Origin of the sequence: Streptomyces sp. P9-2B-2, assembly GCF_030406865.1 — a bacterium.
Lineage (GTDB): Bacteria > Actinomycetota > Actinomycetes > Streptomycetales > Streptomycetaceae > Streptomyces > Streptomyces platensis.
In genome coordinates, this window is sequence record NZ_CP129126.1 from 4,404,589 (window position 1) to 4,421,214 (window position 16,626).

Annotated in this window: 14 protein-coding genes and 2 pseudogenes; 7 read left to right on the forward strand and 9 right to left on the reverse strand. The window is 68.3% G+C overall.

The genetic code is table 11. The features are described from left to right. Position 1: 1 nt before the first annotated feature. Entirely contained in the window at positions 2 to 1,456 is a 1,455-nt protein-coding gene (locus QT196_RS19190) for an MFS transporter (RefSeq protein WP_248001623.1), read from the reverse strand. Between the two features lie 191 nt (positions 1,457 to 1,647). Here QT196_RS19190 and QT196_RS19195 point away from each other — a divergent pair, with 191 nt between their 5' ends. Beyond that, positions 1,648 to 2,121 (forward strand): MarR family transcriptional regulator, encoded by a 474-nt coding sequence (locus QT196_RS19195; RefSeq protein ID WP_168480266.1) that lies wholly within the window; start codon positions 1,648 to 1,650, stop codon positions 2,119 to 2,121. Between the two features lie 189 nt (positions 2,122 to 2,310). Here the strand turns inward: QT196_RS19195 and QT196_RS19200 are convergent. Then, positions 2,311 to 2,525: pseudogene (locus QT196_RS19200) on the reverse strand (phosphotyrosine protein phosphatase); the annotation flags it as partial. Between the two features lie 585 nt (positions 2,526 to 3,110). Next, positions 3,111 to 4,484, reverse strand: coding sequence for a serine hydrolase domain-containing protein (locus tag QT196_RS19205; protein WP_248001210.1), 1,374 nt, complete (start codon positions 4,482 to 4,484; stop codon positions 3,111 to 3,113). Between the two features lie 564 nt (positions 4,485 to 5,048). Between QT196_RS19205 and QT196_RS19210 the strand changes: the two genes are divergently transcribed. Together QT196_RS19210 and secY are read left to right on the forward strand one after the other, a co-directional pair. Next, on the forward strand, positions 5,049 to 5,552 hold the full coding sequence (locus QT196_RS19210) for a SigE family RNA polymerase sigma factor (protein ID WP_168480267.1): 504 nt from the start codon (positions 5,049 to 5,051) through the stop codon (positions 5,550 to 5,552). A 760-nt stretch (positions 5,553 to 6,312) separates the two neighbouring features. Beyond that, on the forward strand, positions 6,313 to 7,620 hold the full coding sequence (gene secY / locus QT196_RS19215; protein ID WP_290355299.1) for a preprotein translocase subunit SecY: 1,308 nt from the start codon (positions 6,313 to 6,315) through the stop codon (positions 7,618 to 7,620). Positions 7,621 to 7,969: 349 nt separating this feature from the next. On the opposite strand, the gene QT196_RS19220 is transcribed toward secY, so the two are convergent. Beyond that, entirely contained in the window at positions 7,970 to 8,383 is a 414-nt protein-coding gene (locus tag QT196_RS19220) for an ATP-binding protein (protein ID WP_168480269.1), read from the reverse strand. A 643-nt stretch (positions 8,384 to 9,026) separates the two neighbouring features. On the opposite strand from QT196_RS19220, the gene QT196_RS19225 reads away from it, so the two are divergent. Next, positions 9,027 to 9,365 carry a MerR family transcriptional regulator gene (locus QT196_RS19225; RefSeq protein WP_266737370.1) on the forward strand — a complete coding sequence of 113 codons (339 nt, stop codon included), beginning with the start codon at positions 9,027 to 9,029 and terminating at the stop codon, positions 9,363 to 9,365. 637 nt (positions 9,366 to 10,002) lie between these two features. Here the strand turns inward: QT196_RS19225 and QT196_RS19230 are convergent. From QT196_RS19230 to QT196_RS19245, 4 genes are all read right to left on the reverse strand, one after another. Continuing rightward, positions 10,003 to 10,311 carry an SCO5918 family protein gene (locus tag QT196_RS19230; protein WP_168480271.1) on the reverse strand — a complete coding sequence of 103 codons (309 nt, stop codon included), beginning with the start codon at positions 10,309 to 10,311 and terminating at the stop codon, positions 10,003 to 10,005. A gap of 60 nt (positions 10,312 to 10,371) precedes the next feature. Beyond that, a complete protein-coding gene (locus QT196_RS19235) occupies positions 10,372 to 10,761 on the reverse strand; it encodes a CBS domain-containing protein (RefSeq protein WP_168480272.1) in 390 nt (129 codons plus the stop codon). Positions 10,762 to 10,822: 61 nt separating this feature from the next. Further along, on the reverse strand, positions 10,823 to 12,337 hold the full coding sequence (locus tag QT196_RS19240; RefSeq protein WP_168480273.1) for a DEAD/DEAH box helicase: 1,515 nt from the start codon (positions 12,335 to 12,337) through the stop codon (positions 10,823 to 10,825). 347 nt (positions 12,338 to 12,684) lie between these two features. After that, the gene (locus QT196_RS19245) at positions 12,685 to 12,888 is read right to left on the reverse strand and encodes a cold-shock protein (protein WP_006604711.1); all 204 of its coding nucleotides are present in this window, start codon (positions 12,886 to 12,888) and stop codon (positions 12,685 to 12,687) included. A 929-nt stretch (positions 12,889 to 13,817) separates the two neighbouring features. On the opposite strand from QT196_RS19245, the gene QT196_RS19250 reads away from it, so the two are divergent. The 3 genes from QT196_RS19250 (at position 13,818) to QT196_RS19260 (ending at position 15,973) form a co-directional block, all read left to right on the forward strand. Then, on the forward strand, positions 13,818 to 14,606 hold the full coding sequence (locus QT196_RS19250; RefSeq protein WP_290355301.1) for a calcium-binding protein: 789 nt from the start codon (positions 13,818 to 13,820) through the stop codon (positions 14,604 to 14,606). 174 nt (positions 14,607 to 14,780) lie between these two features. Then, positions 14,781 to 15,425, forward strand: coding sequence for a hypothetical protein (locus tag QT196_RS19255; RefSeq protein ID WP_168480275.1), 645 nt, complete (start codon positions 14,781 to 14,783; stop codon positions 15,423 to 15,425). A 323-nt stretch (positions 15,426 to 15,748) separates the two neighbouring features. After that, positions 15,749 to 15,973 (forward strand): hypothetical protein, encoded by a 225-nt coding sequence (locus tag QT196_RS19260; RefSeq protein ID WP_266737382.1) that lies wholly within the window; start codon positions 15,749 to 15,751, stop codon positions 15,971 to 15,973. A 58-nt stretch (positions 15,974 to 16,031) separates the two neighbouring features. Here QT196_RS19260 and QT196_RS19265 read toward each other — a convergent pair. Next, positions 16,032 to 16,310 (reverse strand): annotated as a pseudogene (locus QT196_RS19265) (hypothetical protein); the annotation flags it as partial. Between the last annotated feature and the right edge of the window lie 316 nt (positions 16,311 to 16,626).

Below are 16,626 nucleotides of genomic sequence, written 5' to 3' on the forward strand. Positions count from 1 at the left end.
ATCAGGCCGTGACGGCGTCCTTCGCGGCCACGGCCTGCGCGGTGCCGCCCGCCTCAGTACTGGCGGGCGGGGCGGGGATCGCGGCGGCGACCGCGGCCGCGACGAGGGCGACGCCGCAGCCGATCAGCAGGCCGACACGGAAGCCGTTCTCCGAGGGGAGGGGGTAGCCGCCCATGGTGACGGTCATCTGCGAGAGCACGGCGGCCACGACCGCGGCCGACACGGAGGTGCCCAGCGAGCGCATGAGGGTGTTGAAGCTGTTGGCCGACGCAGTCTCGGACAGCGGGACACCGCTCATGATCAGCGCGGGCATCGCGCCGTAGGCCAGGCCCACCCCGGCGTTGGCGACCAGGGTCGCGGCCAGCACGCCCCAGGTGGATCCCATCAGCGCGATCGAGAGGCCGTAGCCGACGGCGATGGCCAACGATCCGGCGATGAGCGTGACCTTCGGGCCGCGCGCGGCCGAGAGCCGACCGCCCAGCGGGGACACGGCCATCATCATCAGACCGCCGGGCGCCAGCCACAGGCCCATCGCCAGCATCGACTGCCCCAGGCCGTAGCCGGTGGCCTCGGGCAGCTGCAACAGCTGCGGCATGATCAGCGCCTGGGCGTACATGCCGAAGCCCACCAGCACCGACGCACCATTGGTCAGCAGCACCCGCGGTCGGGCCGTCACCCGCAGGTCCACCAGCGGGTCCGCGCTGCGCAGCTCCCACCGCCCCCACAGCAGCAGGATGGCTGCGGCGACGGTGAACAGGCCGAGGGTCCGGGCGCTGCCCCAGCCCCAGTCGCCACCCTTGGAGACCGGCAGCAGCAGGCAGACCAGCCCCGCCCCAAGGCCCAGGGCGCCGACGAAGTCGAAGCGCCCCCCGGCCACAGCGCGGGTGGCGGGGGCGGGCACCAGGGACCAGATCATCACGATGATGGCTACGGTCAGGACGCCGGCGCCCCAGAACAGCGCACGCCAGCTGGCGTAGTCGGCAACCGCCGCGGCGATGGGCAGGCCGAGGCCGCCGCCGATCCCCATGGACGCGCTGACCAGCGCGATCGCGGAGCCCAGACGCTGGGGCGGCAGGACATCGCGCAGCAGGCTGATGCCCAGCGGCACCAGGCCCATGCCCATGCCCTGCAGCGCCCGGCCGATGATCATCGGCACGACGGAGGAGGTCAGGGCGCACAGCACCGACCCGATCAGCAGCGGTATGCAGCAGGCCAGCAGCATGCGCCGCTTGCCCAGCAGGTCACCGAGGCGTCCGCTGATCGGCACGAACACGGCGGCCGAGAGCAGCGTCGCGGTGATGACCCAGGAGGCGTTGGCCGGGGAGGTGTGCAGCAACTGGGGCAGCTCGCTGATCAGCGGGGTCACCAAGGTCTGCATGATCGCGGCCACGGTGCCGGTGAAGGCGAGCGTGGCGACGATCCCGCCGGTGCGCGAAGTGGTCTGTTCGGGAGAGATGACAGGCTCCTCAGGGGTGCAGGGCCGACGACTGATGTGCACCATACACATGACGTGCATCACGCACAAAGATTGCGAATCGCACACAATGTGTGCCGCGCATAACGTGTTCACGCGACACATCTCTGTCATTCTTGAGACCGGACCCACGGAACTCGCAGGTCACCGCAGTAATGGGAAGGACATTCGCCATGGGCGGCCCCACGTATCTGGTCGAGCTCGAATACCTCGTATTCGGTCGGCATCGGTACCTCAGCGATACCGACAGCCGTCCCGCGGGCAGCCAGATGGAACGCAGCGTCTACATCCTGCTCAGCCGCATCGCGGCCCAGGGCCCGATGTCCATCGGCGAGCTCAGCGACGCCTTCGGCCTCGACGTCTCCACCCTGAACCGTCGCACCGCCGCCATAAAAAGCGCCGGCCTCGTCGACCGGATCCCCGACCCCGAAGGAGGCATGGCCCGCAAGTTCCGTATCACCGAAGAAGGCACCCGCCGCCTCACCGAAGAGCGCGAGGCCCATATCCGCGCCCTGGACCTCGTCATGGCTGACTGGCCAGAGGGAGAGATCGCCGCTTTCGCCGGCTACCTCCGCCGGTTCAACACCAGTATCGAACGCATCGACGGACGCACCTGGCCGCGCCCCTCACACCCCGACGAGACCTGACCCCGAGAGGCACCGGGCCGTGGCGCCCCACACGGCAAGCTCGCAGTCCCTTACGAGGCGACCGTCCTCGTAACAGCCATCAACGAGTGGCGGTGAACAGCACATTCGATACCGCATTAGGTGCACTGTCCCGGCGCATTGGCGGCTCGGCGCCGGTGACCCGACAGCATGCTCACGCCTTCCCCTCAGGGCGATCTCGTCGAGCAGTCCGCGAACGCGCTGCCCGATCCCGTCACGGGTGGCCGCCCGGCCTCGACACCCTGACCGGCGGGATCGGGCAACTGCCGGTCGAGGCGCCGCTTGCCGGGGAAGACGGGGCAGGTGTCGCCGCAGCCCATCCTGATGACGACTTCGGTCGCCTGCACGGCCTCGGGGGTGAGCACCTTGGGCACCTCGGCCGAGATATAGGCCGTCGGGGCCACCGCGTGAGCGCCGCGCCCGAGCACCAGTTGCGATCAGGCGGCCCCGGAGAAGGAGCTGGCGGGACGATGCGGAAGCCCCGGGAACTTTGCCCAGCGGTGCGTGCGCAATCTGACGGTACGGCGGACTCCTGGAAGCCACGTTTCCACACGGATCGGCGGCCAAAAGCACTACTCCACAAGCGTCGCGAACGACCGTGCCCCATCCATGCCCTTCAGCCCGGTCAACACCGGTCACGAGGGGCGCGACGGGACACCGCCGGACAATGAGGAAAGCATCATTTCCGCAGGTCAGAGCTGAACGATCGGCCCAGACCCCGTTGCTTCCCAAGCTCAGAGCGCGGGTTCGATTCCCGTCACCCGCTCCATAGCGAAGGCCCAGGTCGGAGACCTGGGCCTCTTGTCGTCCCGCGTTAGGCGCGCCTCGGCCGCGGGCAGCACGAAGCCGCCCAGGAGCAGCCGATGTCTCCGGAGCACGTTTGACCGCGCCCCGCGGCGCCCGCCCGGGCCGCCGCCTGCCGCACCCCAACCCCCGTATGAGGTACGGCAGTCAGCGGGATGTCGCCGGGGTCAGCGGCCCGGCAACACCAGAGCCCGCGGCTGGGTGAGCGGGACGGGCTGCTCCGCGAGAGTCTTCAGTGCGGGTGCGGCCGGGGGCGCGGACGGTCCCGGTTCGGTGCCCGGCTCGGCGGGCGCATCGTTGTCGCACATCGCCTTTGCCTGGAAGGCTCCGATCGCGGCGTCGATCGGCCCCGGCTTGACCCGCCCCGTCGCGTCGACCTGCTGGTACTTGGCGCGATTGAACCCGATCGTCATCTGGCGCTTGCCGTCGGGCGTCGAGTACGTCACCGTCTCGGCGCCCCACACCGAGCCGGTGTGTCCCCAGAAGCGCCCGCACACGGTGTCGATCGCACCGATGCCGAGGCCGTAGTGCATCAGCACATCGCCCTTTTCGTCCTTGGCCTCGACGGTGGTCTGCATCTGGCGGAGTTCGGCGGGGGCGAGCAACTTGCCGGTCAGCAGCACCCGGTAGAAGCCGTTCACGTCCTCCATTGTCGCGACCAGCGCCCCGGCGGTGCCGGCCCAGGAAAGGTCGTACGTGCTGTAGTCGCGGGCCGGGCTGATCAGCCCGAAGAAGGATTCGTACATCTTGGAGTGCGGCCCGGATATCCGTGCGGAGGCCGGGAAGTAGGTGTGCTTCAGCCCGGCCTTACGGATGACGTTGCGGGTGATGTACTCCTGAGGATTCTCGCCGGTGACCTTCTGGAGCAGCATCCCCGCGATGACGTAATTGGTGTTGGCGTAGGACCACTTCTCGCCGGGCTTGCCCGTGGGTGCCGCCTGCAGGCCGAAGCGGACCAGTTCCTCGGGGTCGAAGTGCCGGTAACGGTTGGCGTCGATGCTCTCGGTGCTCCCCTTGAGAAGGGAGGGAAAGGCGCCGGGTATGTAATCGGCGATGCCGCTGGTGTGGTTGAGCAGCATGCGGACGGTGATCTGCCGGCCGCGTTCACCGGGGACGAGGTCGGGGAGGTAGCGGGCGATGGGGGCGTCCAGATCGATCCGGCCCGCGCCGACCTGCTGCAGTACGGCGACGGAGGTGAACGCCTTGGTGATGCTGCCCACGCGCTGCCGCATCTGCGGCCCGACCGGGCGGTTGGTGGCGATGTCGGCGACACCGGCCGCGCCCCGCCATTCGTCCCGGCCCTCCCGGACAGCCGCGTAACTGCCGTACATACCTGCTGTGTGCAGCGCCGCCAGCCTCTCGTCCAGTGCCTTGTGGTCGAGATGGCCCGGGTGGGCCGTCGTTCCCGCGGCGGCGTGGGCGCCGGGCGCGGGGGCGGTTGCGGCCTGTGCGGGCACCGCCGCTGCCGTCAGAGAGAGCAGAACGGCCGTGGCGGTAGTGGCGACCCGGGTACGACGGCGGGCCGGGCGGGGCAGGGGCATGGAGTCTCCCGTGACAACTTCCTGTACTGCGGTCGATCACATAAGCGATCTTGGTCGTCTCGATTATCTCGACCGACCGCCGTCCCCGCCGTCCTCCCGCTGAACGACCCTTCTCATCAACACTGATGACATTTGTCAGGCTTCTACGAGGCCGAAGTGTGCATGCCTGAAGTGCGATTGCCGAACATGCGACTGCCGATCCGTGACGCCGGAACTGTGACTACCCGAACTGTGACTGCCGAATAGCGTGTTCGGGAATCGTGCGTGTCTGGAGTGCGCGTGGTGTCAAGCCGTCCTCGGTCCGCTGCCGCCGCGCCCTGGTGCCGGCCTGCGGCGTCACGCACCCCGCGCAGCCGGACCGGTTCATCACGGCGGTCTCCTGGAGGAGCAGCGAGGTATTGCAGCTTGGCTGCCTCCAGGTCCGGCGGGAAGCGGCACCTGCGTCTCACCCTTCGCGGCACTCCGCCCTGCTGGATGAGATCCAGCAGGGCGGAATTGACTAACAGGGTCCATCGTTCTGGGGGGGGCCGCACCAGTGGGAACGGTCAACCACGGCCAACGCTGATGGGGCAGTTGCGGGCCGATGAGTTCGACCGGTTCGTGGCGGCTCGGTGGTCGGCGTTGCTTCACCTGGCGCGGCTGTTCACCGGTGGAGACCGGCACCGGGCCGAGGATCTGCTGCAGGAAGCGCTTGTCAAACTGTGGTTTGCCTGGCCGAAGGTGGCCAATGAGGCGCCCGAGGCGTATGTGCGCAGGGTCTTGGCCCGTGCTGCGGCTCGCTCGGCACGGCGTCGCTGGTGGGGCGAGCACCCTGTGGACCAGCTGCCTGACCCGCCCGAGGTGGCAGATGAGACCGCTGCCGTGGACGAGCAGACCCGGTTGGAGGCCGTGTTGGCGTTGCTGCCGGCGCGGCAGCGGGCTGCGGTGGTGCTGCGCTACTACCAGGACCTGCCCGAGCGGGATGTCGCGGAGGCACTGGGCTGTCCGGTGGGTACCGCCCGTTCACTGACGGCACGCGGCGTTGCACGGTTGCGTCAGCTTCTGGCTGAGGCAGAGCCGGTGGAGTGAGGAGGGAGCCATGGATCACTTCGAGCAGGAGCTGGCGCGGATGATGCGCGACAGCCAGGAGGACACGCTCTATGAGGACCGGCACCGAGACCGGCTGCAGGCTGGCGTTCGCGCACGCCGGCGGGCTCGAGCGGCCTGGACGGCCACGGGATCAGTACTGACCGCTGCCGGGCTCGGAGTCGGACTGATGGTCCTGCCAAGCTCCTTCGCTCAGGACGGCCCCACCGGCCCTCAGCGCCGCCCCGGCACCCCCGCCGAATCGGTCCCGTCGACACCCCGCTCCGTGCCCAGTGCCACGAAGGCGCCGATGCCGACCTGCACGTCAACCACCCGGCCGGTGCCTACGCCGTATCGCTCCTCGCCCCCCGAGCCTCCGATGCCCACCCGCACCTCACCCCCCAAGCCGGTTCCGATGCCGACCTGCGCCTCAACCACCGGTCCGGTGCCGATGCCGTACCGTCCCTCAACCGCCGAGCCGGTTCCGACGCCGGCACAAACCTCGACCGCCAGGTAGCGCCCTGGCCGCATTCAAGCGGTCCCGCTGGGTGTGTACGGAAGCCCAGTGCCCGTACACCTGGGCGAGAGAGACGGCGACTTCGTTTGCGCGCACCGCACCCTGCGCAACCAAGTCGGCCACGGGGTCCTGCCTCAGAACCCGCCGTGCGGGCGAACTCCGCACAGTACAGCCGCTTACGTATTCGTCGATCCTCAAGACCGTCGCCCCCCTGCCCTGAAAGTGGCGGGAGGCGCAGGAGGCACCGTGCTCACCGCGTTCGCCCGAGCGTTCAAGACGCCCGACCTGCGCAAGGAGCTGCTGTTCACATTGGGCATCATCGTGCTCTACCAGATCGGAGCGCACATCCCGATCCCAGGGGTGAACTACGCGAACGTCGAGTTCTGCATGGAACGGCCCCACGCCGACAGCGGGTTGTTCGGCCTGGTGAACATGTTCAGCGGTGGAGCGCTGCTGCAGATCACGATCTTCGCGCTGGGGATCATGCCGTACATCACGGCGAGCATCATCCTCCAGCTGCTGACCGTCGTGATCCCGCGACTCGAGGCCCTCAAGAAAGAGGGCCAGTCCGGCCAGGCGAAGATCACCCAGTACACCCGCTATCTGACCGTGACGCTCGCCGCCGTAGAGGGCACCGCCCTCGTAAATGCCGCCCGCGCCGGTTCGCTCTTCCAGGGCTGCACGCGCCACATCGTGCCCAACGGCTCGGTCTTCACCACCATCACGATGGTCATCACGATGACCGCCGGCACCTGCCTGACCATGTGGCTCGGTGAGCTGGTCACCGACCGCGGTATCGGCAACGGCATGTCGATCCTGATGTTCATCTCGATCGCCGCCCGCTTCCCGAGCGCGCTGTGGCAGGTCAAGCTCCAGGGCGAGCTCGCCGGCGGCTGGATCGAGTTCTTCGCGGTGATCGCGGTGGGCCTGGCGATGGTCGCCCTGGTGGTCTTCGTCGAGCAGGCTCAGCGGCGGATCCCGGTGCAGTACGCGAAGCGCATGATCGGGCGCCGGTCCTACGGCGGTACGTCCACCTACATCCCGCTCAAGGTGAACCAGGCGGGTGTGGTTCCCGTCATCTTCGCGTCATCGCTGCTCTCCCTCCCGGCGCTCATCGCACAGTTCAGCGGGTCGAAGGCGGCATGGGCGACCTGGATCGCCACCACCTTCACCAAGGGGGACCACCCCGTTTACCTCGCCGCGTACGTCTTGCTCATCGTGTTCTTCGCCTTCTTCTACGTCGCTATCAGCTTCGACCCCGAAGAAGTCGCCGACAACATGAAGAAGCACGGTGGCTTCATCCCGGGCATCCGGGCTGGTCGCCCGACGGCCGAGTACCTCAGCTACGTGCTCAACCGGATCACGTGGCCGGGCTCGCTGTACCTGGGGCTGATCGCGCTCGTACCAACAATGGAGTTGGTGCTCTTCCACGCGAACCAGAACTTCCCGTTCGGCGGGACGAGCATCCTCATCATCGTGAGCGTGGGCCTGGAGACCGTGAAGCAGATCGAGAGCCAGCTTCAGCAGCGCAACTACGAAGGATTCCTCCGCTGATGCGAATCGTCCTCGCCGGACCCCCGGGGGCCGGCAAGCGAAGGGTTCATCCACTGCGTAGGGACGGGCATACCGGTCGTCGCGGGTTCCATTCCCGTCACCCGCTCCATAGTTGAGGCCCAGGTCGGCGACCTGGGCCTTGTTCGTTGTCCGGAACTCTTGCGGGATGGCGTGCCCTCCGCGTGCCCTATCCGCGGCAGGGGTTCCGGCGGATCTGCCGCTCACCACCAGCCGCGACCAGGAGGCACCGAAACGAGGTGTCCCAGATGTGCGCGGAGGGGAGGTCGATGACGGCATTCTCCGGGTCGTCGGCGTAAACGAAGCCCCGGTAGCGGAAGCGCAGGGCCCGCTACCGGGGGAGTTGGGCATGGATAGTTTTGCCGGTCCCTGGGGCGGGGGTGATGGCCAGGTGGCTGGTGAGGTGGCGGATCATGTGCCAGCCGAAGCCACCGCTGCCACCGTTGAGGTCAGGCGTGCGTTCTCGGGGGGCCGCTGAGCTGAGGTCGCTGACCGCGGCGGTCAGCGTGTCCGGGCCGGCAAAGAGTTGGAGGGTGTACCGGCCGCCGCCGTGGCGCACGGCGTTGGTGGCGAGTTCGGAGACCACCAGGAGGAAAGCGTCCGCGCGCTCGGGGTCCGGTACTGGTGTGAGGTTGTCAGTGAATGATCGGGCCGCCACGCGGGCCCGGTGAATGCTTTCCGGGCTTTCGCCCCGCACCACGGTCGGCACGGGGTGAGGGGCGCTGATGATCTTCGTACCGTTCATGCGTGTACACCCCACCTGTGACCCGTTGCGCCTTTTGCCGTGGCAGGCAGTGTGCCCGCCCCTTCGGTTCCCACACCTCGGCAACGCGCTTCCCAGTGCAGTTTCCATCAGGCGTGGACGACAGAAGCGCGACCATCACCTTCGCAGAAAACCTGTCATGTCGGCAGTAGACATGCGCCGCCTCGGGGGTTAGGCTTTTCGTCGTAGCCAAGAGATCGAAAGGCGCGGCAGAGGTCGAACTGCCGCGCATGCAGTGCCAGAAGAGGCACGGCAGTGGAGCCGCGGGGCCAAAGGGTATGCAGGTGGGCCCCGCGACTGACTGCCGGGCCTGGTGGCGGCCCCTGGGGCCGCGAGCAGGATCCGCAGTAGCAAGCAGGTCAGCAGAAGGAAGAGAAGGAGGCAGACGCCATCAGGATCGCCCGGGCGAGGAAGTGAGTCCGCCCGGGTACCGCAGGCCCCGGATTGGAAGGTGGTCCCCGGTCACGCATCCGCGATCCCCGCACTCCCCGCCCTCTCCCGGGCGACGGTGCGGAAACAGAAGGCCGGCATCGCAGTAGCCGGCAGATGGTGTTCAAATCCCTCGGGGCCCTGGTGCGTGTTCGGCACCAGGGCCCCACGATGCATTCCCCGATCAGAGGTGCAAATGACCGCAGAAAACTCTCACGACCGTCTCAACGACGAGGACTACCCCGCCTACACCATGGGGCGAGCCGCCGAAATGCTCGGCACCACCCCCGCCTTCCTGCGGGCCCTCGGTGAAGCGAAGCTGATCACGCCTTTGCGTTCCGAGGGCGGTCACCGCCGCTACTCCCGCTACCAGTTGCGTATCGCCGCACGCGCCCGCGAACTCGTCGACCAGGGAAACCCCGTCGACGCCGCCTGCCGCATCATCATCCTCGAAGACCAGCTCGACGAAGCTCGGCGCATCAACGAAGAACTGCGCATTTCATCCTCCGGGCCCCGCCTCAAGACCGACATCTGAACTCCGCCGTCAGCCTGACGCCAACCGGGCCGAGCACCACGGTCGAGGTGTCCCTGATCTCGCGGCAGCGTCCGAGGCTTCGCGCCTCATCGGGGCCGGGTGGGCCATCGGGGCCGGGTGGGCCATCGGGACACGGGACAGACGAGGCCCACGAGCCCGGACACCGCGGTGGTCAGCAGGCGGCAAGGGAAATGGCGAGGTAGTGCGTGGTGAAGCCTGCCACGAAGCTTCGGCTTCAGCGGCTCCACCAGGTCGGCCGCCCGCTCCACCAGAGCAGCAGCCGGGTGAGAGCCCTCCCCCGGGCCTGTCACGGTGCGCTCCGCTGGGTTGGCCCGCTGGAGCACGTTCTCCCCTCACCGGGGCGAGGGGCGCACTTCCGGATTCGGCGGCTTCGCGGGACACAGCTTCCGCCCTCCTTCGGACTGTTGGGCCTCCACCGGGTAGCCACGGCAGGAGTCTCCCGCAACAGCGTTTGGGGAGGTCTGCACCGGACCGCGGGGCCTGCTTGCCGGGCATGGACTGTCACCACGTCGCCGGCAGGGTGGAGTCGGAGCAGAGCAATCAGTTGAGAAACCTTGGGCTGTTCCGACCCCTGAGGTGGCCGCTGTGGGCGGATTCTCTGCCCACAGCGGTGCGGTCAGGCCTGGGCCGGGTGCCCCAGCAAGGCCGAGGCCGTCTCCAGTGGTGTGAGATTGGTCGGTGGCACGAGCGCGGCAGCCGGGCGGCACACGAAGCCGAGGCGGCTCAGGGCTCGGGTCACTTCACCCGCGGAGAAGTCACGGCGGTCCTGCCGGGTGATGATCTCCCCGACCTGCTTGACGGGGTAATGGTGGCGTCCGATGAGCACGGACTCACCCGTGACGGGTTCGGGTTTGATGCCCTTCATCGCATCCTGCACCTCGGTCTTGAGCAGGTCGAAGGGGAAACGGGCGATGACGACGCGCATAGTGCCTCCACAAGGTCGAAGAGAAGCCGGAAACGGATCGCCGGCCCGGGCGGAGAGGGGTCAACAGGTGAGGACGACGACGCCCAGGGCGTGCCCGTCCTCACCGATCACGGGTGAGGCCCGCAGCGCGCGTTGGCGCATGGCGCGTTCCGCGTCGCGTACAGACATCACGGGCGAAGTGAAGGGCCCACGGTCGTAGGTGAGGTCCCGCAACCGGGTCTCCTCGGTGTACCAGGAGCCTTGGTGGTGGGCTGTCATCTCGGAACGGGTGATCAGGCCCGTGCACCGCCCGTCCTCGTCACGGACGAGGAGATGGTCGGCACGGGCCCCGATGAGGACGGACAGCGCCAGGTCGACGATCATGTCGTCGCCGACCTGTGGTCCCGGCGACGACATGACGTCGCCGGCTACCTTGCCGGAGCAGTCCGCCTGGGGGTAGCTCTGAAGCATCAACGGCAGTCTCCGTGACGAGGGTGATCCGGCAAGCTGAGCGTGATCGTCCGGGACCGGCCTAGGCGGCCGGGGCCGAGGGGGTCTGCCGCGCAGTCGGTGTCGCGGTTCGGGATGATCCGGCGGCACGGCGAGCCTGGGCGGGGCGGCTGCGGCGGCCGCGCGTGGAAGAGCCGCTGCGCTTGGCGCGTTCCACGACCGGTGCAGCGATGGTGACCGGGATACCGGACGGTGCCTGGGCGCCGGTGATGCGGCTCAGTTCGGCCTCGCCGGAGCGTACCTGGGTGGACTGCGGGGTGATGCCCGCGTCCGCCATCAGGCGATTCATGGTGCGGCGCTGGTTGGGCAGGACGAGGGTGACGACGCTGCCGGACTCGCCGGCGCGGGCGGTGCGTCCCCCGCGGTGCAGGTAGTCCTTGTGATCGCTCGGCGGGTCGACGTTGACGACGAGGTCGAGGTTGTCGACGTGGATGCCGCGGGCCGCGACGTTGGTGGCCACCAGGACGGTGACATGCCCGGTCTTGAACTGGGCCAGAGTGCGCGTGCGCTGGGGCTGGGACTTGCCACCGTGCAGGGCCGCGGCACGGACGCCGCTGTTCAGCAGGTGTTTGGTGAGGTTGTCCACGGCGTGCTTGGTGTCCAGGAACATGATCGACCGGCCTTCGCGGGCCGCGATCTCGGTGGTGGCGGCGTGCTTGTCGGCACCGTGAACGTGCAGCACGTGGTGCTCCATCGTGGTGACCGCGCCCGCCGAGGGATCGACGGAGTGGACCACCGGGTCGGTGAGGTAGCGCCGGACCAAGAGGTCCACGTTGCGGTCCAGGGTGGCCGAGAAGAGCATGCGCTGCCCCTCGGGCCGGACCTGGTCGAGCAGGGCGGTGACCTGAGGCATGAAGCCCATGTCGGCCATCTGGTCGGCCTCGTCCAGCACGGTGATGGCAACCTGGTTCAGTCGGCAGTCGCCGCGCTCGATGAGGTCCTTGAGCCGTCCCGGCGTGGCGACGACCACTTCGGCCCCACCGCGCAGTGCGCTGGACTGCCGGCCGATCGACATCCCGCCGACGACGGTGGCCAGCCGCAATTTCAACGACCGGGCGTACGGGGTGAGTGCGTCGGTGACCTGCTGGGCCAGCTCCCGGGTGGGGACCAGGACCAGGGCCAGCGGCTGACGGGGCTCGGCGCGCTGTCCGGCGGTGCGGGCCAGCAGGGCCAGACCGAAGGCCAGCGTCTTACCCGATCCGGTGCGTCCGCGGCCGAGAACGTCGCGTCCGGCCAGCGAGTTCGGCAGCGTGGCGGCCTGGATGGGGAACGGGGCGGACACACCTTCCGCGCTGAGGGCCGCCAGCAGCGCCGACGGCATGTCCAGCTCGGCGAACCTCTCGGCCGGGGGCAGGGCGGGAGTGTGGGTGACGGGCAGGGCGAACTCTCCCTGCAGTGCCGCGGGACGCCGTCCGGGGCCCCCGGAACGGCCCGTGCCCGCGCGGTTCGGCCCACCGGAGCGGTAGCCGCCGCGGCCTGAGCCGGACGAGCCGGCAGAGCGGGAGTAGCGGTCATTCGTGCGAGCTGTGCGGTTCATGGAGAACCTTCCTCGATGCGGTACGTCGAGGAATTCCCGGCGGCAATGAACCGCACACAAAGAATCGCAAGAACGAACCGATGAAATGAGATGAAACGAAGCGGGGCGGAACTACGTCGACCCCGCACGCCGAAGCGGGACCGGAAACGCCGCAAAGAAAAGCGGGACAGTTGCCAGATCGCGAATCCGGGCGGATTGCCCGCCGTGTCATAGCGGTCGGGAAGTCGAACTGGCTGCCCACATACCGCTTGCGTGGCCCGTTGTGGGGCACACGGGAAATACCGAAAAGCAACGAGCTGGGGCCCGCACCCAAGGTGCGGGCCCCAGCTACGGTGTACGCGTCAGCGTCAGGCGGGAACGATGTTCTCGGCCTGCGGGCCCTTCTGGCCCTGCGTGACGTCGAAGTTCACCTTCTGGCCTTCCTGCAGCTCACGGAAGCCCTGGGCGGCGATGTTCGAGTAGTGGGCGAAGACGTCGGCGCCGCCACCCTCCTGCTCGATGAAGCCGAAACCCTTTTCCGCGTTGAACCACTTCACGGTGCCAGTAGCCATGTCATATCTCCTTCGGGGCAGTGCCCGGAACCCACACCGTGCGGGCTCCGTGTCGCTGCGTTGATTGCCCGTCCGGAAATAAACACCGGAAATACGAAAGCGCTCCGCCTGTACGACAGCGAGCACGCTTGAAGTCTTGGGAACCACAACTGCAACTGGGATCGACGGTAGCACGGTACCGGCGGCCATGCGCGGCGCATGATCCCGACGCTTTCGAGAGGGTAAAAAACCCCTACCGCAGCAGCGGCCATTTCTGCAGTTGCGGCATGAGATATTCAGCATCGGCGCTCACCCCTATTCGACGGAAATGCGTCGACCTCAACGGCTGCCGTCCAGGCTCCGCAGGCAAGGGAATCCTGACGGGAAGCAGTTGCCTCCCGAAGACGCCCATGCCCTCCGCGTGCCTCAACGGGCGGTAAAGCACGGTCAACACGGGCCCCCACTGACCTTCTTCGCTCTGCCTCGCAGTCCACGTTTACGCAGGTCAGACGCACAATGAGGCATGCACGCCCCAGAGATTCCCAAGCTCAGAGCGCGGGTTCGGTTCCCGTCACCCGCTCCAAAACGTGCGCCCCAGGTCAGTGGCCTGGGACTGGTTTGCTGAGCACAACAGCGCCCGGACCGGTGCCCGGAAGCGGGGAAAGCGGTCACGGCCAGGGTGGCCACCCCCCACAGGAGTCACCCCGGCCGTGATCGCGTCGTAGGGCGCTCGCGCGCCCGTATGCGGTTCTGCGTCGCGGGGCGCCGTCGCGTTACCCGGCCGAGCGATACGTCCAAAGATGGGGCCCTGTGTGCAACGTCCAGTGGGGCCGGCCAAAGGTCCGGATGCCCTCGACGCCGGAGAGCGAAGGGCCCGCCTTAAGCTTTGCGCTTCAACTATCCCGCCTGCCCGTTCGGCGGGGCCTCTTGTCACTCCGTGAGGGAGACACATGCGCAAGCGCGCTGCCTTTGCCGTGCTCACCGCCGTCGCCGCGCTGGCCGGCTTCGCCATCCCCGGTGCCTACGCGGGCGAGGGCCAGCGGGAGGTCGAGATAAGCAATGTCGTCCTCGACGGTGGCAAGAACGTCGTGGTCGACACCTACGACAAGACGGTCACGGTTTCGGGAACCTTCACCCACCCCTCGGGCATCCAGGACGCGGACTTCGTCCTGTGGCGGGGACCGGACGGCGCGAACCCCTACGCGACCTACGACGACCGCATCATCTCGAACGAGTACTACGTCCACGCGGACTGCGTCGCCTCCAGTGCCACGACCTCCACGTGCTCGCAGACGTTCACCTTCGAGCCGGACTGGACGCTGGCGAACACCGACGCCGGCACCTGGAAGGTCAGTGTGCAGGGGGTGGCCAACGACGACAGCGGGACCCACACGGCGGACTACACCACGACCCGCTTGCAGCGGCACGCCGAACTGACCGTGAACGCGGGCCCGGAGCCGGTCGCCAAGGGCAGGACTCTCACGGTCACCGGCAAGCTCACCCGGGCCAACTGGGACACCCTCGACCACCGGGGCTACACCAGCCAGCCGGTCCGGCTCCAGTTCCGCAAGGCGGGCACCACGACCTACACCACCGTCAAGACCGTGAACACCTCCAGCACCGGCGGCCTCACGACGACGGTCGCCGCCTCGGAGGACGGCTACTGGCGCTGGAACTTCGCCGGGACCTCCACCACCCCGGCCGTCAAGGCGACCGGTGACTTCGTGGACGTGCAGTAGCCGCCCGCCGGGCAGACCTCTCACGGCGGCGAGGCCGTCGGCGGCAGGTGCGGCAGGTGCGGTGCGGTACGCAGCTGGACCGTATTAGTCGTCTGTTAGTGGAACGCCAACTCGGTCTTCGAAGCTGATGATCGTCCGGGAGCAGGACGAGAGAACACAGCTACAGGAGATCCGATGAGCACCGCCACCTTCACCCAGCGCTTCCGCGGCCGCGCCGGCCGCCGCCTCGCCACCGCGATCGTCGCCGCGGCGGCGCTGGGCCTGGGGGCCACGGCCTGCGGGGAAGGCACCGGGGCTGCGGGCGGCGGCGGTTCCTCGGACTCGTCGGCCGCGTCCGACGCACAGCACGCACCGGACGCGGCCCAGCCCACCAGCGGATCCACCTCGGGCCAGTCCGGTTCGCAGGGTCAGAACGGCTCGAAGGGCCAGCCCGGTTCGCAGGGCCGGAACGGCGGCAAGTCCGCCACGAGTGGCGGCGGGTCCGGCTCCGACGGGGGCGGCGTCGCCCACGCGGGCAACCGCCGCACACTCGTCGGCACGCTGGAGTACCTCGCGCCCGGCAAGCTGATCGTCAAGCCCCAGGGCGGCGGCACGGACCAGGCATTCTTTGTCGCCAACGCCACCACGGTCCTCGGCGCGGCCGCGATCTGCTCCGGTGACTCGGGCAGCGTGTCCATCGGCGGGGACGGCTACGGCACCTCGAAGTGCACCGTGGAGCAGCTGGAGAAGGCCGCGAAGACCGGCAGCGTGACCGTCCGCGTCACCATGGACACCAAGTCCGGCGCCGCCGAGACGGTCGAGGAGAAGTACCACCCGTAACCCCCCCGTAAGCCTCTCCGTGGCTACTGCTCGGCGGCGGTGCTGACGGGCGAGAGCGAGCGGAAAGAGACCCGTCCCGGCCGGCTCGGCGCGGAACGCGGACTGAGCGTCTGCGAGCGGATGCTCGACCAGCACGGCTTCGAGCCCGTCCGTGAGACCCCCACCCAACGACCACGCTCGACGGGCGAGCGGTGTGGGAGATACGCCAGTTCGCCAATCCCGGCGTCCCTTTGATGTGGCTGGGCCTGCCCCTGTGCGTGGTTGCCGCCTTCTTCTTGATCCGGCGCGCCGTGCGCGGGACGCTCCAGCACCATCACGCCCCCGTGATCGAAGCGACCATGCGGACCCTGACCAAGGCGCTTCCCGTCATTCTCGCGGCAGCGGCCGTACTGGCCGTCGCGATCGGCTACTTCGCGGACTTCGCGGTCGGGACGTACCAGCTCTTCTTCATCGTCCCCGTGGCGCTGGCCGGAATGATCGGTGCCGCCGCGGCCGGCGCCGCCTGGGTCCGAAACCGCACCTGCCCGCCGGTGACCGCCGGCAGCTGAACCCCGTCACTCAGGGGACACGGGGCGGGCTGCGCCCCCTGAGCTCGGCGAGGCGCCGTCAGAGGCGTCGCAGCCAGGCGGCTGCGCCATGGCCGACGGCCAGGTAAATCAGCGCGGGGAGGCCGTAGTTGAAGAAGACCCGCAGCCCTTCCGTGTCCATCATGAAGATGTCCTGCGACCAGCCGGCGAGCCAGTCGGCCATACCGTGCACGAAGTCGACGAAGACATTCGCATGATTGGCTTCGAGCAGATACAGCAGGATCCACAGCCCGAGAAATGCCGCGGCGATATCCGCGAGGCTGTGAATGATCAAAGCGAGTCGGTCCGCTCCGACACCTCTCCGGTTTCCTCGCCCACTCCCCCTGCTGCTTTGGGGGGCCGGAGGCGGAGCGGCGTGGTACGGGTCGGCGGGGCCGGGAGGGTACGGCGAGGGTGAATTGCTGGGATACGGAGCCTGCGCCCCGATATTCGGCAGCGGAGCCGTATCACCGGCCTCCGGCGAGTGTGCTCCGCCGTGGTAGGGAGAGTTTGAACTGGGGCCGTATGGACGATTTTGCGGCGTGCCGTCATTGAGGTAGCTCACGGTGCCGCGCATTTCCCGTTGACCGATTCCGAAACTCCCTTCACGGCTAATTCACATCGTTGTCCTCGGT

Excerpts from the sequence above, each read along its gene's own strand:
- QT196_RS19195 (WP_168480266.1), top strand. The coding sequence starts at position 1,648 with ATGGGCGGCCCCACGTATCTGGTCGAGCTCGAATACCTCGTATTCGGT.
- QT196_RS19205 (WP_248001210.1), bottom strand. The coding sequence starts at position 4,484 with ATGCCCCTGCCCCGCCCGGCCCGCCGTCGTACCCGGGTCGCCACTACC.
- QT196_RS19210 (WP_168480267.1), top strand. The coding sequence starts at position 5,049 with ATGGGGCAGTTGCGGGCCGATGAGTTCGACCGGTTCGTGGCGGCTCGG.
- QT196_RS19220 (WP_168480269.1), bottom strand. The coding sequence starts at position 8,383 with ATGAACGGTACGAAGATCATCAGCGCCCCTCACCCCGTGCCGACCGTG.
- QT196_RS19225 (WP_266737370.1), top strand. The coding sequence starts at position 9,027 with ATGACCGCAGAAAACTCTCACGACCGTCTCAACGACGAGGACTACCCC.
- QT196_RS19230 (WP_168480271.1), bottom strand. The coding sequence starts at position 10,311 with ATGCGCGTCGTCATCGCCCGTTTCCCCTTCGACCTGCTCAAGACCGAG.
- QT196_RS19235 (WP_168480272.1), bottom strand. The coding sequence starts at position 10,761 with ATGCTTCAGAGCTACCCCCAGGCGGACTGCTCCGGCAAGGTAGCCGGC.
- QT196_RS19240 (WP_168480273.1), bottom strand. The coding sequence starts at position 12,337 with ATGAACCGCACAGCTCGCACGAATGACCGCTACTCCCGCTCTGCCGGC.
- QT196_RS19245 (WP_006604711.1), bottom strand. The coding sequence starts at position 12,888 with ATGGCTACTGGCACCGTGAAGTGGTTCAACGCGGAAAAGGGTTTCGGC.
- QT196_RS19250 (WP_290355301.1), top strand. The coding sequence starts at position 13,818 with ATGCGCAAGCGCGCTGCCTTTGCCGTGCTCACCGCCGTCGCCGCGCTG.
- QT196_RS19255 (WP_168480275.1), top strand. The coding sequence starts at position 14,781 with ATGAGCACCGCCACCTTCACCCAGCGCTTCCGCGGCCGCGCCGGCCGC.